Below are 26,442 nucleotides of genomic sequence, written 5' to 3'. Positions count from 1 at the left end.
TAGTTTAGTAAAATACTAGTTAAAAAGGAGAGAAAAATATGCTGAAAAAATCATTCTTTGCCCTTATTCTGTCTGTATTGTTAATCGGAATAGTAAGCGGATGCACTCAATCCAGCAGTAATGATGAAGAAGGGGAAGGGGCCAGTGGGAAATCCGTGAAAATTGGTTATTTTCCTAACCTAACCCACAGTGCAACGATCATAGCACTTGAAAAAGGCTTTTTCGAAGAAGAGTTCGGTAAAGATGTCAAGATTGAAACCAAAACAGTGGCCAATGGCGGATTATTCATGGAAGCAATGGCTACAAACGCCATTGATGTCGGAACGGTCGGGCCTGGTCCATTGCTTAACTTTTACGTGAAAAACCCTGAATACCACCTGATCTCCGGGGCTGTTAATGGAGGTGCCGTACTTGTAGCTAGCGAAGGCAGCAAGGTAACGGATTTAAAAGATTTGGACGGTAAAAAGGTAGCGATTCCCGTCATTGGAAGCACACAGGATGTCATGCTTAGGAAGGCCCTTCAAGATGTAGATTTAAAACCGACTACAAATGGGGGCACAGTTGAACTGTATGCGGCAGCACCTGCTGACACTACCGCCCTTTTTGTTCAAAAATCAGTCGATGCAGCAGCGACCCAGGAACCATGGGGGTATGTATTGGAAAACCAGGCAAAAGGAAAGCTGGTGCTTGACTGGGAACAATTTGCATGGGGAAAAGATTCACCTAACACGGTAGTGGCTGCAAGCCAGAAGTTCTTGGATAAAAAGGGGCTCGCTGCTTCCTATTTGAAAGCGCATGAAAAAGCGGTGAAATTTATTCAAGACAACCCTGAAGAGAGCCAAGAATTGGTTATTAAGCATTTGAAGGAACTGACTGGAAAAGAATTAAGCAAAGAAGAAGTGGCTTCAGCATTTTCACGCCTTGAAGTGACAACTGAAGTTAATGAGCAAGTCATTCAAGAAATGGCCGACATAAGCAAAGAAGCGGGTTATATCCCTAGCAGTGATATAAAAGGCATGATCGATTTATCAATTCTTGAAGAAGCGTCCAAATGAATGGAAACAAGCAAGCGCCTCAGCCATCCTGGCTTTGGCGCTTTTTTTAAAAGGCCTGATTTATCCATTTTAATTAAGCGGGGAAATAATCCCCCATATAAACTCCTCAGGTCATGAACTCCCTATTATGGACAGACTTGATCCAATGCTTGGATAACATGATCAACCTCCTCCCAGGAATGAATGGTAGCGCCTGAAGCGAGTGAATGTCCTCCACCATTGAATTGACGTGCTACTGATGCGATGGGAATATTCCGTGAACGTATCCTGACACGGATTTCAGAAGGATATTCGATGAAGAAAGCCCAGATTTTATTGTCCCTGACACTTGATAGCGTATTGACTAAATTCGAAGCTTCGAGGCGATCCACACCATACATATTTAAAAGCTCGTCCGTAATAATGAAGTAAGCTACCCCTTTATCCGTTACCTTGAAGCTCATGAGTATGTCTTTTTGAAGTCGGGAAGCGTTTTTCGCCTTAACATTAAGGCTGTTATGGATTCTTTCTGGCTGAATATTATAGGTTCTTAAGTGCGAAACCATTTTTAATGTCCTGGGAGTGGTATTCCCATTCGTGAACTTCCCTGTATCACTAAGTATTCCTGCATAAAAAGATTTAGCTGCTTCTTTATTCATGATGAAGCCTTCTGGAAATTCCAAGAATAAATCAACAAGCATTTCACTTGCAGAGCTATAAGAAGGGTCGACCCAAGAAATGTCACCGAATTGTTCGTATTCGGGGTGGTGGTCAATTTTGATCAGCATGTCTCCATGAACATATCGGGAATCACTGATCCGTGAAATGTTGGCAGTATCACAAACAATCACTAAGGCATCTTTGTATTTGTTATCGGAAATGACATCCATATCACCTATGAATAGAAGCTTATCCATTTCCTCGCCTACCGCATAGACTTCTTTAGAAGGGAATGAGTCCTTCAATAGCTTCTTTAAACCGAGTTGTGATCCCAATGCATCCGGGTCCGGATTTACATGACGATGAATGATGATTCTGTGGTATTTCTTGATCGCTTCGATTATTTCCATTTTTTTATTGTCCATAGCGCCATCCCCTTTTTAACATTTCCTTTGTCTGCCGTGCGACAATTGATAATATGTAAAATTCATATATTGACAGTCCTACCTATTCAATCATCACATGCCAAACGAGTAAAGGCAATTCCGATTACTTTGGATGGTGGGGAGTCCTGGAAGTATACGGGAATTACGCTAAAGAGTATATCGCAGATGTAATAAAACACACAAACAAAATTATTGCAAAATTCAAAAAATGGAACTATACTTAATTTACCAAACCGATGACAACAAGTTACCTTGTTGCATGGCCGGCTTGACATAAAAAACTGGAATCCATAAAAATTGACTTGGTTCACTTGATCTTCCTTTGCAGGAAGACAGTTCGTGGATAAGGGTCAGTGAAACATTCAATGTAATGACATTGTTGGTTTTACTGGCTCTTTTTTGTGTATCCACGACAGTTTGAAAGGGGTGATGATATGAATGGAGCTTTGGAGGGAGTCAGGATTATCGATGTATCCCGTGTTTTGGCGGGGCCGTTTTGTTCAATGATTCTCGGCGATTTGGGTGCCGATGTCATTAAAATCGAGCATCATGTGTCAGGTGATGAAACGAGAGGCTGGGGGCCGCCATTCGCCCAAGGGGAAAGCGCTTACTATTTATGTGCCAATCGAAATAAGCAAAGCATGACCTTGAATTTAAAATCTGAGGAAGGAAAAGAGATCTTTCGGAAGTTGGTGGCTTCAGGGGATATAGTGATTCAAAATTTCAAGACAGGTACATTGGGAAAACTGGGGTTGGGTTATGAGGATTTAATGGAAATAAACCCCAAACTGATCATGGCCTCGATTACAGGATTTGGTTTAACCGGTCCTTATAAAGATTTGCCAGGCTATGATTATATCATTCAAGCGATGAGTGGTTTGATGAGCATCACCGGAGAGAAAGATGGGAGTCCCGTGAAGGTCGGAGTGGCCATAGCTGACATATTGACTGGCTTGTATACATGCATTGGCATTTTATCCGCTTTACATCATAGGGATAAATTGGGGGAAGGACAGGAAATTGATATTTCATTGATGGATTGTCAGGTTTCTTCATTGGTGAATGTCGCCAGCAACTATTTATTGAGTGGCTTGACCCCTGAAAGAATGGGGAACCAACATCCAAATATCGTCCCATACCAGACGTTCGGGACAAGGGATGGCGAGCTTGTCGTGGCTGTAGGAAATGATGATCAGTTCAGGAGATTTTCAACCGTTATAGGCAGACCTGATTTAGCGGAACAGGAACAGTTTAAACATAATGAAAAACGTTTGCAAAACAAGGAAGAATTAATACCGATAATAGAGGATTCGTTGAGAGGTAAGACAAAGAAGGAATGGAAAAGGCTGTTTGATGATGCAGGGATACCGAATGGTCCGATTAATGATATAGCAGAGATGTTCGAGGACCCGCAAATCAAAGCAAGAGGCATGTTGGTGAGCATGGAACATCCCACAATCGAAGATCTTAAAGTGACGGGATCTCCCCTGAACCTTTCCAAAACACCGGTTACCATGAGAAAGCATCCGCCTCTCTATGGCGAGCATACCGATTCCATTTTGGCTGAAATAGGATATAGTCCAGAACAAATAAGCAAATTCAAGGAAAATAAAATTATTTAGGAGGAATTTTAATGATGAATTTCGAATTAACAGAAGAACAGCAAAGTGTGAAGAAAGTGGTAAGGAAATTTGTGGATAAGGAAATTATTCCATATATACAAGAGTGGGATAGGCAAGGTCAATTCCAGCCGCATATTTTAAAAAGGTTAGCTGAATTGCAGTTGATGGGCGTGTGTATACCCGAAGAGTATGGCGGGGTCGGAATGGATTATAATACCCTAGCCATCGTTTGTGAAGAGCTGGAGCGAGGAGATACGGCTTACCGAACTGCAGTTTCTGTACATACAGGGTTGAATAGCATGACCCTGCTGCAATGGGGGACGGAAGAACAAAAACAGAAATATTTAGTGCCCCAGGCTAAAGGAATCAAGATTGGTGCTTTTGGGCTGACTGAACCGAATGCAGGGTCTGATGTAGCGGCAATGAAATCAACGGCAAAACGTGTTGGGGACCATTATATCTTAAACGGGTCAAAAACATGGATTTCGCTCTGTGATTATGCAGATCATTTCCTCATTTTCGCCAAGACGGATCATGATGCCGGTTCAAGGGGAATCACTGCCTTTATCGTGGAACGGACTTTCGAGGGAGTGGAGTCGAAAGCCATTAAAGGGAAATTAGGAATTCGTGCCGGGAATACAGGCGAGATCTTTTTAACGGATGTAAAAGTTCCGGTGGAGAATAGGCTTGGTGAAGAAGGTGAGGGCTTTAAAATTTCCATGTCGGCATTGGACAGCGGCCGGTTTACAGTGGCAGCAGGTGCTGTAGGGTTAATAGAAGCAAGCCTGGAAGCAAGCTTGAAGTATTGCCATGAACGAAGCACATTCGGAAAAGAGATTGGCAGGCATCAGCTCGTTCAACAGATGATTGCCAAGATGACAGCGAATTTAGAGATTTCCAGATTGCTGGTCTTTAAAGCGGGCACCTTGAAAAATCAAGGAAAAAGGAATACGAAGGAAACATCACTTGCCAAGTGGATATCATGTAATGCTGCTAATGAAGCGGCCAATGATGCCGTTCAAATTCATGGTGCCTATGGCTACTCGGATGAATATCCAGTGGAACGTTTTCTGCGGAATTCAAAAGCTCCGGTCATTTACGAAGGAACCCGTGAGATTCATACTGTAATGCAGGGTGAATACGCACTTGGCTATAGACAAGATAAAGAGCTTCGCAAGCAATTGCCTGCATGGCCCTTCGAGCAAGTTTCCGTACATTAACTATAGATAGAGGAGATCAAATCAGATGATGAACACCTACTTTATTGCAGGGCATGCAAAACTTCCTCAAGGGATGGCAGCGAGAAATATATATGATTCGATCACGATCACGGTGGAGCTTGACTTTAAATATGGAGTAATAGTCGAGGCTTCCTGTACGCTTGCTACAGAGCATGGCAGGGAATTCATCCGTCAACTGCTGCGCGGTTATTGCCTGAAAGATGGTATTGAAGAATTGATTGATCGTGTACGAATTCATTATCGTGGGAAGGCTGGTCAAGCCATTCAAGCAGGGCTGAAGGATGTGTATGCACAGTTCGAATTGGTCTCCGTTAAATAAGTGAAACCGAAAAGGGTCCTACCGTATGTAAGAGGGTAGGATCCTTTTTTAAAGTTTCAGATACATGAAATAAAATCCACTGTCATTATAAATGGCAGTGTTGTTAATTGTTTAAGGAACGGGACATTGAATGGATATAACGATCGTGATAATTTAAAAACACAAAACTCGCCCCTATAGGACGAGTTTGTGTTTTTTTATAGATATTGGACTTTAAAGTAAAGCTTAATATCCAATAAAAAAATATTAGTTGTACATTAAAACGGAACCATGAAACTAGAAGCACCTATTCCGTTTATTGCAAAAGTTATTGCAGCAAAGCCAACTGCAGTGGTTGGAAGAACATCGGTTTCTGTTGGAGCGCCTTTGTCTGCTGCATATGGAACACCGGTTTCTGCTGGTGCGCCTTTGTGTGCTGCAAGTGGACCTCCTCCTGCTGGTGCGCCTTTGTGTGCTGCAAGTGGACCTCCTCCTGCTGGTGCGCCTTTGTGTGCTGCAAGTGGACCTCCTCCAGCAAGAGCGCCTTTGTGTGCTGCATGTAGATCTCCGTTTCCAGCAAGAGCGCCTTTGCGTGCCGGAAGTGGACCGCTTCCTGCTCGTGCAACGTTTAGTGCTTCTGCGGGAAGTTCGCCTGTTATTGTTGTTTTTACGAGAAGAACGGCCTTTTGAACATGGGTCATTATGCATAAAATCGCTTAACCCGAAGGAATTAGCTCTATCCACCGCATTTTGTATATCACGATTGATGTCAGACATATTTTTATATCCCCCTTTCTATACGTTAAACTATGCGCTTGTACGAAATATGCCAGAGATATTAGCACATTTTTATTAAATATTTGTTTTTGGTGACACCCCTCGCTTTTTTTCCATAATTTAATAGGAAAGTGAAAGGGAAGGGTTAGGTTATATGAATGCTGACAAGAAGCTGCCTGTGTATCAGCTTTTTATTCCACCAGTTAATTTAATGGAGCTTCGCAGAGATATATGGTGCAATGATCCTTTACCTGCAAAGTTAACGATCAACAAAAAAAAACTTGATATTGATATTGTTTACCGTGGCTCACATATCCGAAGTTTTCGGAAAAAATCCTATAATGTAGTCTTTTATAAACCTAATACTTTTAAGCATGCTAAGGAAGTTCATTTAAATGCCGAATATAAAGATATATCTTTACTAAGAAATAAATTATCTTTAGATTTTTTTGCGGATATAGGCACCTTGTCACCGAACTCCCAGTTCGTTTTCCTGAATATGAACGGAAAGGACGAAGGGATATACCTCGAATTGGAATCGGTGGATGAATATTATTTGAAGAAAAGGGGGCTCCCCAAGGGGTCCATTTTCTATGCAGTGGATGGTGATGCCAATTTCTCATTGATGAGCGATTTGGATAAAGGAATCAAAAAATCATTGGAGATGGGCTATCAAAAAAAATGCGGGACAGAAAAGGAGGAATTATATTTACAAGAGCTGATCCTCCAAATCAATACAATTTCAAGAGTGGATTTTGAAAAGGAAATCGTAAAATATGTCGATGTGGAAAAGTACCTGCGCTGGCTGGCCGGTGTCATATTCACGCAAAACTATGATGGGTTCGTTCATAACTATGCTTTGTATCGAAATGGGGATACCGGTCTATTTGAAATGATTCCATGGGATTATGATGCGACATGGGGCAGGGATGTTAACGGGAAAGTGATGGAAGAGGATTATGTGGGAATCGGGGGGTTCAATACATTGACTGCTAGAATCCTTGATGTAAAGGGATTTCGTGTCAGGTACCAAGAACTTCTTAAGGAGATTTTGAACAGTCATTATAACGTGGCCTATATGAAACCTATCATTCAGGAAATGCATGATCAAATAAGACCTTATGTATCAAAAGATCCATATATCAAGGGGAATAAGGAGCAATTTGATGATGAGCCCGAATACATCCTGAAATTCATTGAGGCCCGTGCGAAGTATATAAATAGCCGGCTGTATAAATTGGATTAATGATTCCTTTCCTGTGTGATGGAACAATGAAAAATATAGTGGCAGGAATGCTGAATAAAAAGCATTCCTGCTTTTTTCTGCACGATTCCATTTGCTTTTCTATACTATTACGGCTATGTTTGATAGAAAGATATAATCTAAAGTAATGAAGGATGGGAATGGATTGACTAATCATAGCCGCAAACCGGCCTATATATATACCTTTACATGCACCCCTGACGAACGCTCATTATCTAAAATGGAGATGCGCTCGTTCTTTGGCTTTGAGACTTCAGGGGATATTTTGAAAAGTGACGTAGCAATTGAACCGAGCAGGAGCCCATTTATAAAAGGGCGGGTCGATATCATGTTTGAAGGGGAAAGCATATCCGAAATCGTTGAGCAAGTTAAGGAAATTCATTTGCCCGATTCGACGTTCAAAGTTTTATTCGTTAAAATTAATGATTTGAATAATGAAGCAAAAATAGATTATGATGGACAGCGTGAAATTGAACGGGAGATTGGCTGGCACATTCAGGGAAATGCCGATGTACGTAATCCAGATCAGGTCTTTGGAATCGTGACGCTTGGCGGTCGTTGGTATTTTGGGAAGTATGTCAAACCTGAAGCGGTTTGGTTAAAACATATGAAAAAGCCCCGTGAATATTCAACTGCGCTTAGCACGAGAGTGGCGAGGGCCATTGCCAACATTGCCGTTCCACATCCGGCTGGGGTGAAGGCAATTGACCCATGCTGCGGAATTGGAACGGTATTGGTGGAAGCCCTTTCGATGGGAATCAATATTGATGGCCGGGATATCAATCCGCTTGTTACCGACGGTTCAAGGGAGAACATTGCCTATTTCGGACTCGAAGGTGATGTAACTACAGGTCCGATTTCGGAGGTCACCAGTAAATATGATGTAGCGATTATCGATATGCCTTATAATCTATATACACATGCGACGCCGGAGGATCAGCTATCGATCCTTAAACACGCAAGGAGCTTTGCTGATAAGGTCGTCGTCGTAACGATCGATACGATGGATCATATGATTGAAGAAGCTGGATTTGAGATTGCCGATCGCTGTGTGGCCAGGAAAGGCATTTTTTCCAGAGAGATTGTCGTGTGCGTGTAGGTTTCATTAGCAAGGAAAGGCTGAAACCTTTAATTGATATGGACTTACCCCTGTCATATGGACAACTAAAAAAGGCTGTGCTGCCAACTGACTCCGATATTTAATCGGTGCCAGTTGGCGGACAGCCTCCTTTAATTAAGTTTGAAAATTGACTACATTCCAGGTGTAGATGAACTTTCAGGAATTTTTTCATAGTCGGATGGATTAAGATTATGGACAGATCCATCCGTTACACCATTGATAATGCCCATTAGCCCCGTTTCAACCGTTTTTACGAGCTGGCCTTTTTCTTTTTGCCCAAAGTTTTGTGTTTGACCACTAACCTCAAATAGAACCGTCCCGCTTCCATTTAAAGCAAACGTCCCTAAAGCAGTTCCTGGCAGGTCAATGGATTGATCATATAATGAAATATTTGTAAAAACTGAATTCCCTTTTGCTTGCAGTGCATTATAAGCAGTAAGTGTCAACTGACGGGAGAAATCATATTTAAAATTATCTGCATACTCTGCATATTTAGCACCTTCTGGAGTGCTTGGGTTAGGAACGAACTTTCCTGATATTGACATAGTTGCACGCTCATCAGTTCCTTCGATATATGGGAACCCCTGGTGATGAAGATCGATAAAAACATCCACTTTCCCGTATTTCGATTTTAACCCTTTATATGTGTCACGTACCGTTTGCGCTTCGGGGGTAATAAACCAGCCCGGCTTTTCAGATGCTCCCGGGAAGTCTTGAGGCTTTGGTACATAATTTAGGTCAGGATTGAAGTCACGGTTAACATCAAATCCTGGTTTGCTAGCATAGTCGTCTCCTGATCTGGGAGTAGTGTAATAGTTCCAAGTAGGTTTTGCATTAGAAAGTTGGGGGAATTTACCTACAACTTCAGACCATGTCATCTCATTTCCACGACGATCAAGCTCTGAGCCGTCTACGTTCATCATTGGAATAGCAACGATCGTTAGTTCATCAAGCACTTTCTTTACCTCAGGTGAGCTACTTTGACCAAGGTTTTTAAGAATGTTCAATAACGCGACAGTTCCTGTTTTTTCATTTCCATGAATTTCACTTTGAATAAGAACGACTTTGTCACCATGACCGACAGTCACTTTTTGAATGGAACGACCCTGATTCGTTTTTCCGGCCACTTCTACATTGACTTTCCCTGCACTCGCTTGCTCAAGTTGATTTAATTCTTTTACAAGTTCGTCATAATTTAGGAATGCTTCGGTAGAAAGATTCGTTCCGCCTGTCGGATTTGGTCCTCTTTCTGCTAAGCCGACATTTGGGCCAAGTAATGCTGCTGCCACTACTGTTGAACTTAAAACCTTTAAAAATTTCCTTTTCACATTCATTCTCCTATTCTGAAAATATATAATATTCAGAAATGTATTCTTCGCTTTCTAATCGTTTTCCTGTTAGATAAATTAAAACACCCAAAAAGACCTATGTATTTCAGATTCAAGTGATTACATATTTCTTCTGGACATAGTGAAGTCCCCATTAAGTGTGAGTGCATCATCTACGGATTATCCCGTAGCCTTTTACACTTTAAACATGAGTGGGGACTCTATCAATTTCAGCATTTTTTGGTGTTATTAGCTTGATAATGAACTACATGTTCAACGAATTGTTTTGTGACCTTCCCCTGATATTCTAAATAATCCAAATGGCCGATGATTTCTGACATGACGAGCGGGAATTCTGTTCTATACTTTTGTTTGTAAAACTCCTTCGCCAGATCATTGCCTGTTGAAATTCCGGATTCTATCAAGGCTAGGATCTTTTGTGATTTCCTCTCTATGCTGTTGAGTCTTTTTTCAATCGTATGACCAGGTTGTTCAATGATGTTGCCATGACCAGGAAAGAGGAGATTCACCCGTAATGCTAAACATCTTTTTAATGAATCGATATGATCTACAAGAGTCAGCATTCTATTACCGTTTTCATCAGGTTCGATCAAGGCATTGCTTGAGATATGTTCAATCAATAAATCACCGGCAAGAAGCCTTTTCCCGTCTTGGTCAAGGAAAGCAATTTGATCCGGGGCATGCCCGGGAAATTCGATCACTTCAAAATTCAGCCATTGTTTTTCCGTAATTGCGATGATGTCACCATTCAGTTTTTGATCTTTATTATTATCGACCGCGTTGAATAGGTAAGCCACTTGTTTATCACCAAGTTCACCACAGCCCATCTCAAGGTATAGCTGTTTATAAAATTCAATTCTCATATTTAAGAATTCAGGGTCCCTTTTTAAACGGGGAATGGATTTAGAATGGGCATAGACGGGAATCGGATGGAGTTCGGTAATCCGGTTGACCAAACCGACATGGTCTCCATGGTGATGGGTTAACAAAATTTCCGTGATGTCCCCAAGTGTAAATCCATTTTCGTTTAATGTTAGCTGCAGTGCATTCCAACAAACGTCATCATTCATACCTGCATCGACTAATGTTAAAGATTCATCCTGTTTAACTAAATAAAAGTTTATACTTTTTAAAGATAAAGCGCTTGGAGCTATAATTGGATAAATTTTAAATGTTGTATTCGTTTTCATGAACGTCCCATATCCTCCTAAATCGAGATAAACTTCATCTGGAAAATTGCGATATTACTAATGACCGAATAGATGTAAAGGGTTATTATTCTATGATTGGTTGAATGAACTGAAACTGTCAAGCGGAAGCTTCCAGGCAATCAAGAAATTTAATAGAAAGATTGATTGGAAATGGATGGTCTATTTATCTAGTTTATTTTAAAATTGAATAAACAAGCCAGCCATTTAGCCAATATTCTTTAAATTTAATTATTGTGTAATGAAAACTGAATGTGTTCCATGAAACGTAACGGTACGGGAGGTTATGGTTTGAAGCAAAAAATTTATATTACAAGGAAATTGCCAGAACAAATCATTAAGGGTCTTAGTCGGAATTATGATGTCAGGATGTGGGATCAAGAGGATATACCGGTCCCTAGAGAAGTCCTGGTAGAAGAAATGAAAGAAGTCGAGGGGCTGCTTTGCTTATTGACGGAACAAATCGATGAGTCACTGATTGAACAGGCACCTAATCTGAAAATCATCGCGAATATGGCAGTGGGCCATAATAATATTGATGTTCAAAGTGCAACAAAACGGGGCATCATGGTAACGAACACACCAGGGGTTTTAACGGAAACGACAGCTGATTTAACCTTCGGCTTACTGCTTGCAACGGCAAGGAGGATGATGGAGGCAGAAGATTATTTAAGGAGTGGAAAGTGGGAAACATGGTCACCCATGCAGCTGACAGGACAAGATGTACACGGTGCAACGCTGGGTATCATCGGGTTAGGCAGGATTGGGGAAGCCCTTGCAAAAAGAGCTAAGGGATTTGATATGAGCTTAGTATATTTTAATCGAAGCCGTAAATATGAACAGGAAAAAGAATTAGGAATCGAATATCAGCCCCTTGAAAAATTGCTCCAAATCTCGGATTTCGTTTGTGTCATGCTGCCGCTCACAGCGGAAACGGCTTATATGATTGGCAAGGAGCAGCTGGAATTGATGAAAGGGACGGCTGTGCTCATTAATACCGCAAGAGGCGGAATTATCGATGAAAAAGCGTTGTACCAGGCGCTGGAAAATCGAGAGATTTGGGCGGCTGGATTGGATGTATTCGAAGAAGAGCCCGTCCCTCTGGACCACCCGCTGCTAACTTTGCCCAATGTGGTTACATTACCGCATATCGGAAGTGCTAGCATTGCCACAAGAATGAAAATGGCAACTCTTGCTGTACAAAACTTGGTGGACGGATTATCTGGTGATACTCCCCGTAATTTAGTATTGTTGAATAAATCAAAATGACGCTAAAATGGGGTTCGGATTGTTTACTGTTTTTTACTCTCAGACTTTTCTCCAAGTTTGGCTATAGTCTGAATGACTCCGAAATGGGGTCATTTTTTTATGGGGAATGTTGGCCCTTTAATAGTTTTTCTTTGGTTCGTAGTATGCTCAAATGATATTTTCTGATATATGATTTCTCCTTTTTAGAAGGTTTCGGAGTTTTGATGCACTGGTGCTTAACTGAGTGCCGAAAGGAAGAAGCCCATTCAAGTGAAGCATACTTATCGTAAAATGATCCGATCTTTTGTAAAATAAAGAAAGTCGAGTTTTATTTAGGAAAAACAATTAGTTGAAAGGGATAGGGGTAATAATGATTGAAATGAAAGAAACGATATCATCAGGCAACGAAATGACTAAATCCAAAAGGCTGTTAATGGCTCTTATGTTAGGGTCTTTTGCAGCGATTGGACCACTGTCACTTGATATGTATTTACCGGGTCTCCCGACACTGGCAGAGGATCTGAAAAGCAGTACGTCATTAGCGCAGCTGAGCTTGACTGCCTGTTTGTTAGGATTGGCTTTGGGCCAAATTTATTTAGGGCCGCTAAGTGATGCAAAAGGAAGGCGTTCACCGTTAATCATATCTTTATCCATTTATTGCATTTCCTCTCTGTTATGCGCTTTTGCTCCAACCATTGAATTGCTTTTATTATTACGTTTTATCCAAGGTATTGCGGGAGCGGGAGGCATTGTCATTTCAAGGGCCATAGTTCGTGACCTTTTTTCAGGAACGGATTTGACCAAGTTCTTCTCATTGTTAATGCTGGTGAATGGGGCGGCACCGATATTGGCTCCGGTTTTTGGCGGTCAACTTTTGCAGTTCACTTCTTGGCGGGGAGTTTTCATTGTCATTTCAGTATTAAGTATCATTATGGTTGCGGCTGCATTTTTTGGGATAAAGGAAACTTTATCGTTCAATCACAGGAGTGCCGGCGGGGTAAATGATACGATCAGGACTTTTGGGAACTTATTGAAGGATCGTGTGTTTATGGGCTATGCTTTTGCACAAGGATTCATAAGTGCCGCAATGTTCGCTTATATTTCCGGATCGCCTTTTGTTCTCCAGAACATTTATGGGGTTTCCCCACAGACCTTCAGCCTGATTTTTGCAATAAACGGGGTTGGGATCATCATCGCTTCACAAGTTGCCGGGAAGCTGGCAGGCAAGGTTAAAGAAGAAAGATTGCTTCAAATGGGGTTATGCCTAGCTTTGTTTGGGGGAATGTTACTTCTTGCCTCAGTCCTTCTCGAACTGGGCTTGGCAGGAATCTTGGCCGCTTTATTCCTCTCCGTCTCCAGCGTCGGTATTGTCGGTACAACGAGTTTTTCTTTAGCGATGCAAAATCAGAAAAAAACAGCAGGCAGTGCTTCGGCTTTAATTGGCTTGCTTCCCTTCATATTGGGATCACTAATGGCACCCCTGGTGGGTTTAGGTTCAGGTGAGTCGCCCTTGCCGATGGGAATTGTGATGGTAAGTTGTCATGTCATCGCCATGTGCGCTTATTTACTCCTTGCCCGTCGCGGGTTAAGGCGAGTTGCTTAAAAAGTAAAAGCTGAAATCCTGATGTGGATTTCAGCTTTTTGCCTTTTTGGATCATAATAGTGATTCTGCTCCATCGATATAGACTTCCGTGCCCGTAACATGGGAGGACATGTCTGATGCTAGGAACAATACGAGATCACCAGCTTGTTCGGCAGTCCCCGCTTTCCGCGCCAGGGGCTGGGAGCCTTCGGGATATTCAATGGGAATCCTGATTTTTTTAAGGTTTTCTTCTTCCGGGAATGTGTTATCGTCAATGCTCGTATCGATGGAACCGGGGCAAATGGTATTTACCCTGATTTTATATCTTGCCAATTCGAGTGCGGCCATTTTACCGAAAGCGACTTGACCGGCTTTGGATGAACTATAAGCGGAAAAACCAAAATTCTTGAAATAACGGTTTCCGTTGATGGAGCTGTTGATCACGATGCTGCCACCCGTTTCCTTCATGTAAGGAATGGCGTATTTGATGGTTAGAAAGGTGCCTTTGAGGTTGATGGTATGTGTCGTATCCCAATCTTCTGGCTTTATGTCTTCTATAGGAGCAATCACTCCGTTGATGCCTGCGTTTGCAAATACAAAATCAATTTTCCCAAAATGCTCATGGGCTGTTTTGTAGGCAAGTTCAACTTGCTCAGCCTTGGAAACATCCGTTTTAATGATTAAAGCCTCTCGACCAAGGTTTTCCACTTCTTCCTTCACTTTTTCGGCATTTTCGACTGTACGGTCAAAAAAGATGATGTTCGCGCCGTTTTCAGCTAGTTTCAGTGCGGCACCCCGGCCAATTCCCGATCCTCCGCCGGTAATGATGGCAACTTTGTTTTTCATTAATTCTGTCATAAACTTCACACGCTCCTTTTTAGTCTTCTTTCCCATTTAGGGAGTATGTAGAAACATCATGGCAGTGGTAATATAGAAAAATTATAAACGAATATTGCCTAAAAAATCCAATTTAAACAGTTGCGAGTGTTCATAAAACTTTGTTTTACAGTGAAATGTCTGTATATTGAGGACATGATTAAGTTAGCTTGAAAGGGGATAGAATGTTGATAAGATTAGGAGTAATAGGTACAAATTGGATCACGGAACGATTTTTGGAGGCTGCAAAGCATGTAGAGGGTTTATCGTTAACCGCCGTGTATTCACGTACAGAGGAGAAAGCGAAGGAATTTGCCAATAAATACGAAGTACATACGACCTTTACGAATTTAGAAGCAATGGCCAGCAGCGATGAAATCGACGCTGTATATATAGCAAGCCCTAACTCTCATCATTGCAGGCAAGCCGTGTTATTTTTACAAAACAAGAAACATGTATTATGTGAAAAACCAATGGCCTCGAATGCGGCTGAAGTAAGGGAAATGATTGAGGCGGCAAAACAAAATGATGTGCTATTGATGGAAGCGATGAAATCGACCATCATGCCGAATTTCGAAAGTATAAAGAACAATCTGGATAAAATCGGGAAGATAAGGCGTTTCTCGGGAAGTTTTTGCCAATACTCATCACGCTATGATTCATATAAACAAGGAACTGTGCTGAATGCATTCAATCCTGAATTCTCCAGTGGTTCTTTAATGGATCTAGGCATTTACGTCATCTATCCACTTGTTGTACTGTTCGGTAAACCGAATAAGGTGCAGGCATCAGGAACGATGCTCGAATCAGGAGTTGATGGGCAGGGTACGATTCTCCTTTCCTATGATGAAATGGAGGCAGTCGTCATGTTTTCCAAAATTACTGAATCCAATTTGCCATCGGAAATTCAAGGTGAACATGGAAGCATCATCATTCAGAAAATTTCAGGACCGCAAACGGTGGATATTCAGTATCGGGATGGAACCACTGAAAATATTTCCGTTAAACAGGATATGCCTTCCATGTATTATGAAGCGAAAGAATTTGTTGATTTGATACAGCAGGGGAAAATGGAATCAGATATAAATTCATATTCGAATTCACTGTTGACTATGGAAATCATGGATGAAGCAAGAAGGCAAATCGGCATCGTCTTTCCTTCAGACCGTGGACAAGGCCGGTCATGAAGGGGAAAAATGAAGGTTACTGATAACCCTTAATTGGGTAGAACTAAGTACAGGGAAAATTTTATTGTTGGGGGAATGGAAATGAAGTGCAAAATAAATCGCAATGCAGCAAAGGTCTTACAAAAGATGCTCAGCACTGAAGAAGCCGAAGGGAAAATGATCCGTGTTTATATCACACATATGCATGGCGATCATGCCCATTATGACATGAAGCTTGATACACCGGCAGAATATGATGAAATCGTCAAAACAGATAAAGATATCGATATTCTGCTTGATTCACGTGAAGAATTTCTGGATGGTGTCTGGATTAAATATTTTTATGTTCCTGAAGAAGGCTTTGAAATCACGAATCCTTCAAAAGAACCGCATGGACATCATCACCACTAATAGTAAAGGGGGAGGATTGGCATGAATCAAAAATACGAAAAAATCTTTCAACCATATATATTTCCATCAGGGGTAGAAGTGAAAAATCGTATCATGATGGCTCCTATGACCACTTATTCTTCGGATGACCAAGGCGTTGTAACCGATGATGAACTGGCCTATTACGCGGAGCGCTCGGCTGGTGTAGGTGCGGTGGTCACGGCATGTGCCTATGTATCTGCTGGAGGCAAGGGATTCCCCGGCCAACTTGGTGCAGATGACGATTTCTTTATCCCATCCTTGAGAAAACTAGCTGAAACGATTCAGTCCAACGGGTCAAAAGCGATCCTGCAAATATATCATGGTGGCCGGCAAAGTCCGCCTGAATTATTGCCTGATAACCAACCTGTTTCTGCAAGTGCCATTGCTTCCAGCGAGGAAGCGCCTGTGCCTAGGGAAATGAGTGAAGATGAAATACAAGACGTTATTAAGGAATTTGGCGAAGCAACAAGAAGGGCCATCGAAGCAGGATTCGATGGTGTGGAAATCCATGGTGCCAATACTTACTTGCTTCAGCAATTCTTCTCGCCTCACTCGAACCGCCGTACAGATAACTGGGGTGGAACACTGGGAAAACGGTTGATTTTCCCGCTTACCATTGTGAATGAAGTCGAGAGAACGGTTGCCGAGCATGCGAAAAAACCGTTTATCATCGGCTACCGCCTTTCTCCTGAAGAAGGCAGCAATCCTGGAATCACTTTAGATGATACGATCCAATTCGTTGATAGATTAGCGAATCAAAACCTGGATTATCTACATATATCGGTAGGTCACTTCTGGAATGGCTCATTCCGTGAGAGTGATAGGACAAAGTCGCGCATCGTTAAAATTTATGATAAAGTAGGTAATCGTATCCCGGTGGTCGGTGTAGGTTCACTGCATACACCCGATGAAGTTGCAGAAGCCATGGAAACGGGTGTCCCTTTTATCGCCTTAGGCCGTGAACTTCTTATGGAACCGCATTGGATTGAAAAAATCAGGTCTGGTAAAGAAGCGGAAATACGGACTACCCTCTCAAAAAAAGATCAGGATGAACTGGTCATTCCTGATCCGCTTTGGGAAAAGCTGATTGGGATAAAAGGTTGGCTCCCTGTTGTGGAATGATTGCCTTAAATATATGTGTAACCCGTCCTCCTTAGGTGGACGGGTTTTTGCATAGGTTCATATTAAACTATAAAACAATCATCTTCAGCTAGAAAAAGAGAGGTTGTTTCAGCAGAATTTTCGATTTAATCATTCTCTGATAGTAAATACTATCTTTAAGGCTTATGTTATACGTGAATTAAAAATTTATATTTGTACCAATGAATAAAATATATTATTATCAATTTAATAAGCAGGCATGAAAAGGGAGGGTTTTTAATGAAATTTCCACACGATTTTTTATTCGGAGCAGCTTCTGCTTCTTTTCAAATAGAAGGAGCATGGGATGAAGATGGTAAAGGTATAACGAATTGGGATGTTTTTTCAAAGATTCCGGGGAAAACATTTGAAGGTACAAATGGGGATGTAGCGATAGACCATTATCATCGTTACAAAGAAGATATTAAATTAATGGCAGAGATGGGACTTGAATCATATCGCTTCTCCATTTCATGGGCCCGTATTTTGCCAACAGGTGATGGGGAAGTCAATGAAAAAGGCTTGGAATTTTATAATAATGTGATTAATGAGTGCTTAAAATATGGGATTGTCCCATTTGTTACGCTGTATCATTGGGATTTGCCTTTGACGCTTGAACAAGATGGGGGATGGACGAATAAGCGAACGGCTGAAGCATTCGTCAAGTATGCAGAGATTTGTTTTCGTGCATTCGGAGACCGTGTCAAACATTGGATCACGTTTAATGAAACGGTTATGTTTTGCGGTTTAGGGTATTTAAAAGGAGCGCACCCGCCTGGAATCCAAAACGATGAAAATAAATACTTTCAAGCGACACATTATGTTTTTTATGCACATGCGAAAGCGGTAGAGGTATACAAGGCACTGAATCATTACGGTGAAATTGGGATTACCCATGTATTCCTGCCAGCTTATAGTATTGATGACAAACATGAGAATGTATTAGCTGCTCGGCATGCCAATGAATATGAAACCTTTTGGTATTATGACCCAATTTTAAAAGGTGAATATCCAGCTTATGTGGTTGAGCAATTAAAGGAGAGAGGCTGGACACCAAGTTGGACAGAAGAGGAACTGGATACGCTAAAAAGGAACGCGGAGAAAAATGATTTTATTGGACTCAATTATTACCAGCCCATTCGGGTGGAAAAAAACCTGGAAGCCGTTTCAAACATGGAGCATTCAAGAGAAACCTCTACTCTGGCTCCGGGGAATCCGTCTTTTGATGGCTTTTATCGGACCGTGAAAATGGAAGATAAAACCTATACAAAATGGGGCTGGGAAATCTCACCTCAAGGATTTTTAGATGGCTTGCATATGTTAAAAGATCGTTACGGCGATATTAAAATGTATGTTACAGAAAATGGACTTGGCGATGAGGATCCGATTATCGATGGTGAAATAGTGGATGTTCCGCGCATTAAGTATATTGAGGAACACTTAAAAGTGATTAAACGTGCAATCAAAGAAGGCATCCATTTAAAAGGGTATTACGCATGGTCTGTCATTGATCTTTTAAGTTGGTTAAACGGGTATAAGAAGCAATACGGATTTATTTACGTGGATCATCATGATCAGTTAAACCGGAAAAAGAAGCTGTCGTTTCATTGGTATAAGCATATTATCGAGACGAGAGGAGAAGAGCTGTAAACTGAAAGGAAACCTCTTGATCTTAATCAAGAGGTTTTAGCAGACCGTAGACAAACTCAATGAAAATCGAGCATGTCTACGATTTTTTATAGGTTTTTAGATTTTGGACGTTGATTTCCGCTCCAGGCACTCGCTTTCCGCTTGCGGTCCGCGAGCCTCCTCGGCTTTCGCCTGCGGGGTCTCCCAAGACGCGCTATTCCCGCAGGAGTCTCGCACACCCGCTCCAATCAACTTAACTTTAGATAGAACTACTTTTGTCTACAAACTCAGAAGACCTCTTTATTTTAATCAAGAGGTTTTGTGTATAGGGCAGAGCATGTTTTGAGCAATCTCAAAACATGCTTTTTTCATTGTTAATCAAGATTTCCGGTATGGGGAATTAGTCCAAAGTTCAAACCTCCTGATTCGTAGTCTGAATCTCCGGCTTCGAATTAACTAGACTGGAAAAATGGTCCCGGATTGTAATGTTAATGTAAAAATATGCAACAAGTTGTAAACAAATGTTAACGTTACTAACAATGTACAGTTTTACGTTTTACTGTATAATATTGAAGCGTGGTCGAGACCATGTCAAATAACCTTACAAAAGGAGATTATAAAATATGACGATTATTTCTTAATTTTGAAAAGTCCCCCGCTTGGTATGTCCCGTTGAAAAAAGCCTACAATAATTAGATTATTTCCGAACAAGTAACTCCCTCAAAAATGAAAGAATGTCATTTTCGTGATGATGCTAGATTCCAATCTTAAAAAACGACTAAGGATGTGAGTTTGAAAAAGATGATAAAAGATTCTAGATTTCAAGGATATAACATGAAGGGTTTTCAAAAAGACGTGACGGCAGGATTGGTCGTAGGGGTTGTAGCCATTCCTTTAGGGCTGGCTTTTGCAATTGCTTCAGGCGTCGAACCGATATATGGGTTATATACGACCATCATCGCTGGTATTCTCATTTCGCTTTTGGGTGGATCCAAATATCAAATTGGGGGGCCGACCGGGGCGTTCGTTCCTTTATTATTTGGAATCGTTATGCAATATGGGTATGAAAGCCTGCTTATTGCCGGGTTTTTAGCGGGGATAATGTTAGTCCTGATGGGTCTTCTTAAGTTAGGCAATTTGATGAAGTTCATTCCCCGTCCCGTCATCATTGGATTTACAACAGGAATTGCGATAATAATCTTTTCAGGTCAAATTGCCAATTTCTTTGGTATGAAAGTGGAAAAACATGAAGCGTTCATGGATAACATGAAGGAGCTGGTGATTAAAGCAGACACGATCAATCTATACAGTGTGATCGTTGCGATCATATGCTTTGTCGTCATACTGCTGGCACCCAGGTTTGTGCCACGAGTGCCAGGACCGCTTCTGGGTCTGCTAATATCAACATTGGCAGCTTACCTTTTATTTCCCGATAAAGTGGCTACGATTGGTTCCACGTATGGAGCGATTCCGAGAGGTTTTCCGGAATTCCAAGTGCCGGAACTTTCAGTGGAAGTGATTATCACACTCCTTCCCGTTGCTTTTACAATTGCCTTGCTAGGCGGTGTCGAGTCATTGTTATCCGCTACCGTGGCGGATAACATGGGGGGGACCAAGCATGATAGTAACAAAGAGTTGGTTGGGCAAGGAATTGCGAACATCGCGACCCCATTTTTTGGCGGGATACCTGCAACAGGAGCAATCGCCAGGACCGCTACCAATATAAAAAGCGGGGCAGCCTCCCCGATGTCCGGAGTCATTCACGGAATTGTCGTTTTACTGGTTTTGCTGGTGCTTTCCCCATATGCAGCGCATATTCCTTTGGCTAGCATGGCACCCATATTGATGTTTGTTGCCTGGAATATGAGTGAAAGAAAGGAATTCGCTCATGTATTGAAAACGAAGACGGCGGATTCTGCGGTTTTGCTAGTCACCTTCCTCATCACTGTCTTCACTGATTTAATCATGGGAGTGGGAATCGGCTTATTGATTGCATTCATCACCTTCATTGCAAAAATGAGCCAAACGTTAAAGGTGAGGGAAAGAAGTCATGAAATTACCGAGATTGTTCCAATTGATAACTCGGATTCAAAGATCAATGTGTATAACTTGGAAGGACCCCTTTTCTTTGGTTCGATAGACGTCCTGGAGTCATCGATATTGGCTAACTTGGATAATAAGACGAAAGTGTTGGTATTAAGCATGCGCCGGGTAACATACATGGACACTTCAGCAGAGGCGGCACTATTGGCGATCGTTAACCGCATTCGGAAATATAAAGGGAAATTGATCATTTCCGGAATTCAGCAGCAACCAAAGGAATTGTTACTCAGCACTGGGTTGTATCATAAAATAGAAAAACAGCACTTTTTTAAATCGAAGGAAGATGCCCTGTATTTTGCCAAGAAGCAGCTGAAGGGCAATTCGGGTAAAGTAGTCTAATAGTTTCATCTCGAAGTCACCTTTTTGGATAGATATGTTATAGTAACGTTAACAGTAGATTTTTTAAAGAAGGTGACTATCTGGGTGAATGTATATCGGATTGGCCAGCTTGCTGAACTTGCGAATGTTTCGAGAAGAACCATTGACTATTACACACAATTAGGAATGCTGAACTATGAAAAAATGGGGTCAAGATATCGGTATTACACAGAAGATGCTTTAAATCGTCTTCAAATGATTAATCGGTATAAAGAACAGAATATGCCTTTGACTGAAATCAAGGAACGGTTACTAGTCTTGTCTGAAACCACTGTTGATTCTGAGCAAGTGCTCTTGATGGTGGACAAGCTATCTACAGACCTTAAAGGACTGGAGAATGAATTGCTGGAATTAAAGCCTTTATTGGAACAGCTGGATGAACAGCAATTAACATATGCTGCACAGCAGCTTTCCGTCCGGGGCAGCTCTTTATTGAGCATCCTTGCCATGCTTGCCTAAGATTTTTGCCGAGTTCAACAAAAAAAGACCTGATTGGGTCTTTTTTTGTTGAACGGTTCATTGAAAACTATTATTTAAAATAACAATTTAAACTCCTGAGGATAACCGGAGCTTTATATACGATGGAATTCCTTTTTTTGGATGAACGGACTCCATAGATCTTTTTTCGATAAAGATGAAGGATATAAGGGAATGGAAAAAGAAGAACTTACATATCTACTACTATATGAAGAGGTGAATGGGAATGATTGGATCGATAGTTACTACGGTAAAAGGACATCTTCAAGGTACAATGGAAAACGATATATGCGTTTGGCGTGGAGTCAGGTATGCGAAAGCGCCGACTGATGGTCTGCGTTTCCGTTCACCGGAGCCGGTTGATAAGTGGAGCGGTGTCCTGGATGCAGTGGATTTTGGCCCGATTCCCCCGCAGCCGATGGACCGGGCGGAAAGGACAGGAATGAACGGAAATGAAAAAATGGATGAGGATTGCTTGTTCCTGAATATTTGGTCGCCTAGAGCTGATGATAAAAAACGCCCGGTCATGGTGTGGATTCCTGGAGGAGCATATATAACGGGAGCTGGATCCCTTGATATGTACAATGGACACTTACTGGCTAAAAATGGAGATGTAGTCGTGTTAAGCATCAACTATAGGCTGGGGGCACTGGGATATCTGGATTTTACCGAGTTTGCAGGTGAAGGGGAAATATTTGAAAACAATTTAGGTTTACGTGATCAAATTGCGTCTTTGAAATGGGTTAAAGAAAATATAGAAGCTTTTGGAGGCGACCCTGATAATGTTACGATTTTTGGTGAATCAGCTGGTGGTAATGCGGTTACGACTTTACTTACTGTACCTTCAGCGAGAGGGCTTTTTAAGCAGGCCATTGCAGAAAGTCCTGCTCCGACATCTGTTTACGGAAAAGGATTTGCGCGCCAATTCAGTGAAAGGTTCCTTGAGATATTGGGCATTGGAAAGGGTGAAATCCACCGGTTAAAAACACTTCCGGTTCAAGAGATTGTCGCTGCCTCCCACCAACTTTTACAGAAAAATTCACAGGAAATGCCGGGTTCACTAGCATTTGGACCAGTCGTAGATGGTGACTTCCTGCCCGATTATCCACTAGATTCGATTCGATCGGGAAGAGCAAAGGGAATACCCTTGCTTATAGGAACAAATAGGGACGAAGCGACATTATTCGATCAGATGGCCCCCCCGTTAATCCCAACTAATACGGCGATGATTCATAAAATGTTCGAAAATACTGATCCGAAGGCGAAAGAGCGAATTACGAATGCTTATTCTAACTACCCAGAAAAGGAAGCTGTACTAGGCATTGGCCGTGATGCGACTTTCCATATTCCCTCGGTTTGGTATGCGGAGGCATACAGCCGCTTTGAAAAAACATGGATGTATCGTTTTGATTATAAAACGGCGGCCATGCGCATAAGTAAATTAGGGGCGACACATGGTATGGAAATCCCTTTTGCTTTCCAGACTTTCGACTCGGCATTCGGGAAACGGATTGTTTCATATGGTTCAAGGTCAGCTGCCCTAAAGGTTTCCCATAGAATGCAGGGACATTGGGTCAACTTTGCGAAATATGGAAACCCCAACCCCCCGGAAGGTGAAATTTGGCCGAAATATGATGAAACCAACCACTACACAATGATTTTTGATAAAAAGGATTATATTGAAAAAGATCCTGACAGAATGATAAGGTTGGCATGGGAAGGGGTAGGGATTTACAAATGAAAAAAAATGGATTGGAAGGAAGTGGGGTTGGAACAAGTTCGGAAGAAATCCTTGAGGCTGACTCAATATCTTATGGATTTAATAAAATCGGAATTAACGGCATATGGATTTGAAATTGGGAGCCCAAGGCATGAATCAAAAAGGGGCGGTCATATCATCCTTGAACATCCAGAAGCTGCGAGAATATGTAAAGCATTGTAACAAGAGGCCATCATACCCGATTATCGTGAACCGAATATGATTCGTATAGCACCTGTCGCTCTGTATACCTCTTTTCAGGAAGCATATGAAACTGTACAAGTACTTAAGGAGGTAATGGACGGCAGAATATATGAAAACTATGAAAATAAAAGGGAAATCATTGCCTAGAATGGGAGAAACATATGGAGGAAAATAAGCTGCAACGTGAATTATCATCGAATCAAATCACTATGATAGCCATGGGGTGTGCAATTGGCACCGGGTTATTTTTGGGCAGTGGCCTTGCGATTTCAACGGCTGGTCCTAGTGTACTTATCAGCTATGCAATAGGTGCATTCATTGTCCTTCTGCTTATGGGATGTTTGGCGGAAATGACTGTAGCCTACCCAACATCGGGATCCTTTGGAACGATTGCGGAAAAATATATAAGTCCATTTGCGGGTTTTGTTGTGAGGTATTCCTATTGGATAGCGAATGTTCTTGCCATTGGTGTCGAAGTGAGTGCCATCGCTGTTTATATGAAATATTGGTTTCCGGATGTGCCTGGAAGCATTTGGATTTTCCTTTTTGCTGCACTGCTAATCTATGTAAATGCGACGAGTGTCAATACATTCGGCAATTTTGAGTATGTATTTTCAATGATCAAGATAAGCGCCATTGTCATATTCATTCTACTGGGGGCCTATGTGGTGATTGGCGCCGAACCTCCAAGCGGGATCGGTGTAGAGAACTATGCAAATGATGGAGGTTTTATGCCTTTCGGATTTTGGGGGCTCTGGGTCGCCATATTCATTTCGCTCTTCAGCTTTTTAGGAACTGAGCTGATTGCGGTGACGGCGGGGGAAGCAAAGAACCCGGATATAGCCGTACCTAAAGCTTTGAAGGCAACTGTCTTCAGGCTTGCCACTTTTTATGTACTGACTATCGGGATCATGTTAATGATTGTTCCCTGGCAAGCTGCCGGGATTGATAAGAGCCCATTTGTTAAGGTAATGGAAATCCTGAATGTTCCCGGGGCATCTGGGATAATGAATTTCATTATTTTAACCGCTGCTTTATCTGCAATGAATAGTCAATTATATGCCTCCACCAGAATGATATTTTCATTATCCGAGCAACATCAGGCTCCAGCCCTATTTCAAAAAGTGAGCAGGAAAGGTGTCCCGCTAAGAGCCCTTCTCATATCCACTTTAGGAATATTTCTTGCTGCAGGAGTAAAAGTCCTGCTTCCGGATACTTCATATGCATTCATGATGGGGATATCGATGTTCGGAGCGATTCTAACCTGGTTCATGGTGTTCATATCCCATTTATATTTCAGGAAGAGGTGGGAGAAATCTGGGGGCCGCAAATTACCGGTTAAAATGTATGGATTTCCATATCTAACGATTCTTGGTGCACTTCTTTTGTTGGCTTTGACGGTATCCACCTGGTTCACTGGCCCATTTAAAATCGTGCTACAGTTTGGGATTCCTTGGCTGTTCTTTCTTTGCATCGTTTATTTATTGATGTCGAAAGTCAGAAGAAAGTAAAGGGAAAGAGGGATAGTATGGATAAGGGTCCAGGAGATGAACATCGTTTGGAAGAAAGTATGGTAACTGATTTTAAAAAAGAAATGTCCTATGAGGACTACCTGCATTTAAATCAAATATTATCAAGTCAGCACCGTCTTTCCGGCCATCACGATGAAATGCTGTTCATCATCATTCACCAAACAAGTGAATTATGGATGAAATTGATCCTCCATGAATTGACTGCGGCAACTGATCATATTGTGAAAGGTCATTTGGAGCCTTCCCTTAAGATGCTATCCAGAGTGGCCAGAATTCAACAGCAACTAGTTCAATCCTGGAATGTGCTTTCGACCTTGACGCCATCCGATTATATGGAATTCCGGGAGAAACTAGGAAACTCTTCAGGGTTTCAATCATTTCAGAACAGGTTGATAGAATTTGCGATGGGTCAAAAGAATTCGCAAATATTGGCCGTTTTGAATCATCAGCCCGAGCTTTATGAGTCGATGATGGCAGCCTTGAATAAACCTAGTATTTATGATGCGGCTATAGGGGCTTTGGCTGCAAGGGGGCTACCCATTGATCAATCGGTATTGAACAGGGACTGTTCAGTAATTTATCAGGAAAATGCAAGTGTTGAAAACGCGTGGCTGACCGTTTACCGTGATGTAAATAACTACTGGGATTTGTATGAGCTGGCCGAAAAACTCGTTGATATTGGAAGTCAACAACAATCCTGGAGATTCAATCATATGAGCACCGTAGAACGTATCATCGGCAATAAAAAGGGAACTGGCGGATCGTCCGGTGTAAGTTATCTGAAGAAAGTGTTCGAACAGCCATTTTTTCCTGAGCTATGGACATTAAGGACCAAACTGTAAGGAAGGGTGAACACATGAATCAATGGTTAGATATTTCACAGCTTCTAAATGAAAA

General features: G+C 41.7%; 22 protein-coding genes and 2 pseudogenes. 18 read left to right on the top strand and 6 right to left on the bottom strand.

Features of this window, described 5'->3' with window-relative positions; all coding sequences use genetic code 11:
• Positions 1–38 precede the first annotated feature (38 nt).
• Positions 39–1,055 (top strand): aliphatic sulfonate ABC transporter substrate-binding protein, encoded by a 1,017-nt coding sequence (locus J7I90_RS05820; RefSeq protein ID WP_214769103.1) that lies wholly within the window; start codon positions 39–41, stop codon positions 1,053–1,055.
• Between the two features lie 125 nt (positions 1,056–1,180).
• On the opposite strand, the gene J7I90_RS05815 is transcribed toward J7I90_RS05820, so the two are convergent.
• Positions 1,181–2,119, bottom strand: coding sequence for a DHH family phosphoesterase (locus J7I90_RS05815; protein WP_214769090.1), 939 nt, complete (start codon positions 2,117–2,119; stop codon positions 1,181–1,183).
• Between the two features lie 455 nt (positions 2,120–2,574).
• Between J7I90_RS05815 and J7I90_RS05810 the strand changes: the two genes are divergently transcribed.
• From J7I90_RS05810 to J7I90_RS05800, 3 genes are read left to right on the top strand one after another with little or no spacing between them, the layout of a single operon-like run.
• On the top strand, positions 2,575–3,762 hold the full coding sequence (locus J7I90_RS05810) for a CaiB/BaiF CoA transferase family protein (protein WP_214769087.1): 1,188 nt from the start codon (positions 2,575–2,577) through the stop codon (positions 3,760–3,762).
• 14 nt (positions 3,763–3,776) lie between these two features.
• Positions 3,777–4,982 (top strand): acyl-CoA dehydrogenase family protein, encoded by a 1,206-nt coding sequence (locus J7I90_RS05805; protein WP_054400504.1) that lies wholly within the window; start codon positions 3,777–3,779, stop codon positions 4,980–4,982.
• A 28-nt stretch (positions 4,983–5,010) separates the two neighbouring features.
• Positions 5,011–5,322 (top strand): DUF3870 domain-containing protein, encoded by a 312-nt coding sequence (locus tag J7I90_RS05800; RefSeq protein ID WP_214769084.1) that lies wholly within the window; start codon positions 5,011–5,013, stop codon positions 5,320–5,322.
• Positions 5,323–5,579: 257 nt separating this feature from the next.
• Here J7I90_RS05800 and J7I90_RS05795 read toward each other — a convergent pair whose 3' ends face one another.
• Together J7I90_RS05795 and J7I90_RS28055 are read right to left on the bottom strand one after the other, a co-directional pair.
• The gene (locus J7I90_RS05795; protein ID WP_214769082.1) at positions 5,580–6,002 is read right to left on the bottom strand and encodes a hypothetical protein; all 423 of its coding nucleotides are present in this window, start codon (positions 6,000–6,002) and stop codon (positions 5,580–5,582) included.
• 22 nt (positions 6,003–6,024) lie between these two features.
• Positions 6,025–6,078: pseudogene (locus tag J7I90_RS28055) on the bottom strand (hypothetical protein); the annotation flags it as partial.
• A gap of 154 nt (positions 6,079–6,232) precedes the next feature.
• Between J7I90_RS28055 and J7I90_RS05790 the strand changes: the two are divergent.
• Positions 6,233–7,324 (top strand): CotH kinase family protein, encoded by a 1,092-nt coding sequence (locus J7I90_RS05790; RefSeq protein WP_214769080.1) that lies wholly within the window; start codon positions 6,233–6,235, stop codon positions 7,322–7,324.
• A 145-nt stretch (positions 7,325–7,469) separates the two neighbouring features.
• Entirely contained in the window at positions 7,470–8,441 is a 972-nt protein-coding gene (locus J7I90_RS05785; protein WP_214769067.1) for a TRM11 family SAM-dependent methyltransferase, read from the top strand.
• Positions 8,442–8,593: 152 nt separating this feature from the next.
• Here the strand turns inward: J7I90_RS05785 and J7I90_RS05780 are convergent, their stop codons facing one another.
• Together J7I90_RS05780 and J7I90_RS05775 are read right to left on the bottom strand one after the other, a co-directional pair.
• Positions 8,594–9,790, bottom strand: coding sequence for a M14 family zinc carboxypeptidase (locus tag J7I90_RS05780; RefSeq protein ID WP_311380988.1), 1,197 nt, complete (start codon positions 9,788–9,790; stop codon positions 8,594–8,596).
• Between the two features lie 230 nt (positions 9,791–10,020).
• A complete protein-coding gene (locus J7I90_RS05775) occupies positions 10,021–11,001 on the bottom strand; it encodes an MBL fold metallo-hydrolase (RefSeq protein WP_214769061.1) in 981 nt (326 codons plus the stop codon).
• 309 nt (positions 11,002–11,310) lie between these two features.
• On the opposite strand from J7I90_RS05775, the gene J7I90_RS05770 reads away from it, so the two are divergent.
• Positions 11,311–12,288, top strand: a complete 978-nt coding sequence (locus J7I90_RS05770) for a 2-hydroxyacid dehydrogenase (protein ID WP_214769050.1) — start codon at positions 11,311–11,313, stop codon at positions 12,286–12,288.
• 349 nt (positions 12,289–12,637) lie between these two features.
• Positions 12,638–13,870, top strand: coding sequence for a multidrug effflux MFS transporter (locus J7I90_RS05765; RefSeq protein WP_483861558.1), 1,233 nt, complete (start codon positions 12,638–12,640; stop codon positions 13,868–13,870).
• A 51-nt stretch (positions 13,871–13,921) separates the two neighbouring features.
• Here J7I90_RS05765 and J7I90_RS05760 read toward each other — a convergent pair whose 3' ends face one another.
• Positions 13,922–14,707 (bottom strand): SDR family oxidoreductase, encoded by a 786-nt coding sequence (locus J7I90_RS05760; RefSeq protein ID WP_214769048.1) that lies wholly within the window; start codon positions 14,705–14,707, stop codon positions 13,922–13,924.
• Positions 14,708–14,913: 206 nt separating this feature from the next.
• Between J7I90_RS05760 and J7I90_RS05755 the strand changes: the two genes are divergently transcribed.
• The 10 genes and pseudogenes from J7I90_RS05755 to kynA all read left to right on the top strand — a co-directional run bounded on the left by J7I90_RS05755 (position 14,914) and on the right by kynA (position 26,387).
• Positions 14,914–15,912 (top strand): Gfo/Idh/MocA family protein, encoded by a 999-nt coding sequence (locus tag J7I90_RS05755; RefSeq protein WP_214769046.1) that lies wholly within the window; start codon positions 14,914–14,916, stop codon positions 15,910–15,912.
• Between the two features lie 81 nt (positions 15,913–15,993).
• A complete protein-coding gene (locus tag J7I90_RS05750; RefSeq protein ID WP_063591787.1) occupies positions 15,994–16,302 on the top strand; it encodes an iron-sulfur cluster assembly accessory protein in 309 nt (102 codons plus the stop codon).
• A gap of 21 nt (positions 16,303–16,323) precedes the next feature.
• The gene (locus J7I90_RS05745) at positions 16,324–17,445 is read left to right on the top strand and encodes an NADH-dependent flavin oxidoreductase (protein ID WP_214769044.1); all 1,122 of its coding nucleotides are present in this window, start codon (positions 16,324–16,326) and stop codon (positions 17,443–17,445) included.
• Positions 17,446–17,703: 258 nt separating this feature from the next.
• Positions 17,704–19,113, top strand: coding sequence for a GH1 family beta-glucosidase (locus J7I90_RS05740; RefSeq protein WP_214769042.1), 1,410 nt, complete (start codon positions 17,704–17,706; stop codon positions 19,111–19,113).
• A gap of 780 nt (positions 19,114–19,893) precedes the next feature.
• Positions 19,894–21,534 (top strand): SulP family inorganic anion transporter, encoded by a 1,641-nt coding sequence (locus J7I90_RS05735; protein ID WP_214770120.1) that lies wholly within the window; start codon positions 19,894–19,896, stop codon positions 21,532–21,534.
• Positions 21,535–21,618: 84 nt separating this feature from the next.
• Positions 21,619–22,032 carry a MerR family transcriptional regulator gene (locus tag J7I90_RS05730; protein WP_214769039.1) on the top strand — a complete coding sequence of 138 codons (414 nt, stop codon included), beginning with the start codon at positions 21,619–21,621 and terminating at the stop codon, positions 22,030–22,032.
• A gap of 244 nt (positions 22,033–22,276) precedes the next feature.
• Positions 22,277–23,791 carry a carboxylesterase/lipase family protein gene (locus J7I90_RS05725; protein ID WP_214769036.1) on the top strand — a complete coding sequence of 505 codons (1,515 nt, stop codon included), beginning with the start codon at positions 22,277–22,279 and terminating at the stop codon, positions 23,789–23,791.
• 6 nt (positions 23,792–23,797) lie between these two features.
• A pseudogene (locus tag J7I90_RS28050) lies at positions 23,798–24,160 on the top strand (kynureninase/PvdN C-terminal domain-containing protein).
• A 14-nt stretch (positions 24,161–24,174) separates the two neighbouring features.
• Positions 24,175–25,524, top strand: coding sequence for an amino acid permease (locus J7I90_RS05715; protein ID WP_214769030.1), 1,350 nt, complete (start codon positions 24,175–24,177; stop codon positions 25,522–25,524).
• 17 nt (positions 25,525–25,541) lie between these two features.
• Positions 25,542–26,387: a tryptophan 2,3-dioxygenase gene (kynA, locus tag J7I90_RS05710; RefSeq protein ID WP_214769028.1), complete on the top strand. Its 846-nt coding sequence runs from the start codon at positions 25,542–25,544 to the stop codon at positions 26,385–26,387.
• Positions 26,388–26,442: the final 55 nt, after the last annotated feature.

Origin of the sequence: Bacillus sp. ISL-57 (genome assembly GCF_018613135.1) — a bacterium.
Lineage (GTDB): Bacteria > Bacillota > Bacilli > Bacillales > DSM-1321 > Peribacillus > Peribacillus frigoritolerans.
This window is presented reverse-complemented; position numbering and strand designations above follow the sequence as displayed.

What these genes read in the sequence shown, in the direction of transcription:
- J7I90_RS05790 (WP_214769080.1), top strand. Translation starts at nt 6,233, where the DNA reads ATGAATGCTGACAAGAAGCTGCCTGTGTATCAGCTTTTTATTCCACCA.
- J7I90_RS05745 (WP_214769044.1), top strand. Translation starts at nt 16,324, where the DNA reads ATGAATCAAAAATACGAAAAAATCTTTCAACCATATATATTTCCATCA.
- J7I90_RS05725 (WP_214769036.1), top strand. Translation starts at nt 22,277, where the DNA reads ATGATTGGATCGATAGTTACTACGGTAAAAGGACATCTTCAAGGTACA.
- kynA (WP_214769028.1), top strand. Translation starts at nt 25,542, where the DNA reads ATGGATAAGGGTCCAGGAGATGAACATCGTTTGGAAGAAAGTATGGTA.
- J7I90_RS05715 (WP_214769030.1), top strand. Translation starts at nt 24,175, where the DNA reads ATGGAGGAAAATAAGCTGCAACGTGAATTATCATCGAATCAAATCACT.
- J7I90_RS05810 (WP_214769087.1), top strand. Translation starts at nt 2,575, where the DNA reads ATGAATGGAGCTTTGGAGGGAGTCAGGATTATCGATGTATCCCGTGTT.
- J7I90_RS05805 (WP_054400504.1), top strand. Translation starts at nt 3,777, where the DNA reads ATGAATTTCGAATTAACAGAAGAACAGCAAAGTGTGAAGAAAGTGGTA.
- J7I90_RS05800 (WP_214769084.1), top strand. Translation starts at nt 5,011, where the DNA reads ATGAACACCTACTTTATTGCAGGGCATGCAAAACTTCCTCAAGGGATG.
- J7I90_RS05775 (WP_214769061.1), bottom strand. Translation starts at nt 11,001, where the DNA reads ATGAAAACGAATACAACATTTAAAATTTATCCAATTATAGCTCCAAGC.
- J7I90_RS05785 (WP_214769067.1), top strand. Translation starts at nt 7,470, where the DNA reads ATGAAGGATGGGAATGGATTGACTAATCATAGCCGCAAACCGGCCTAT.
- J7I90_RS05815 (WP_214769090.1), bottom strand. Translation starts at nt 2,119, where the DNA reads ATGGACAATAAAAAAATGGAAATAATCGAAGCGATCAAGAAATACCAC.
- J7I90_RS05740 (WP_214769042.1), top strand. Translation starts at nt 17,704, where the DNA reads ATGAAATTTCCACACGATTTTTTATTCGGAGCAGCTTCTGCTTCTTTT.
- J7I90_RS05760 (WP_214769048.1), bottom strand. Translation starts at nt 14,707, where the DNA reads ATGACAGAATTAATGAAAAACAAAGTTGCCATCATTACCGGCGGAGGA.
- J7I90_RS05795 (WP_214769082.1), bottom strand. Translation starts at nt 6,002, where the DNA reads ATGACCCATGTTCAAAAGGCCGTTCTTCTCGTAAAAACAACAATAACA.
- J7I90_RS05765 (WP_483861558.1), top strand. Translation starts at nt 12,638, where the DNA reads ATGATTGAAATGAAAGAAACGATATCATCAGGCAACGAAATGACTAAA.
- J7I90_RS05820 (WP_214769103.1), top strand. Translation starts at nt 39, where the DNA reads ATGCTGAAAAAATCATTCTTTGCCCTTATTCTGTCTGTATTGTTAATC.
- J7I90_RS05735 (WP_214770120.1), top strand. Translation starts at nt 19,894, where the DNA reads ATGATAAAAGATTCTAGATTTCAAGGATATAACATGAAGGGTTTTCAA.
- J7I90_RS05750 (WP_063591787.1), top strand. Translation starts at nt 15,994, where the DNA reads ATGAAGTGCAAAATAAATCGCAATGCAGCAAAGGTCTTACAAAAGATG.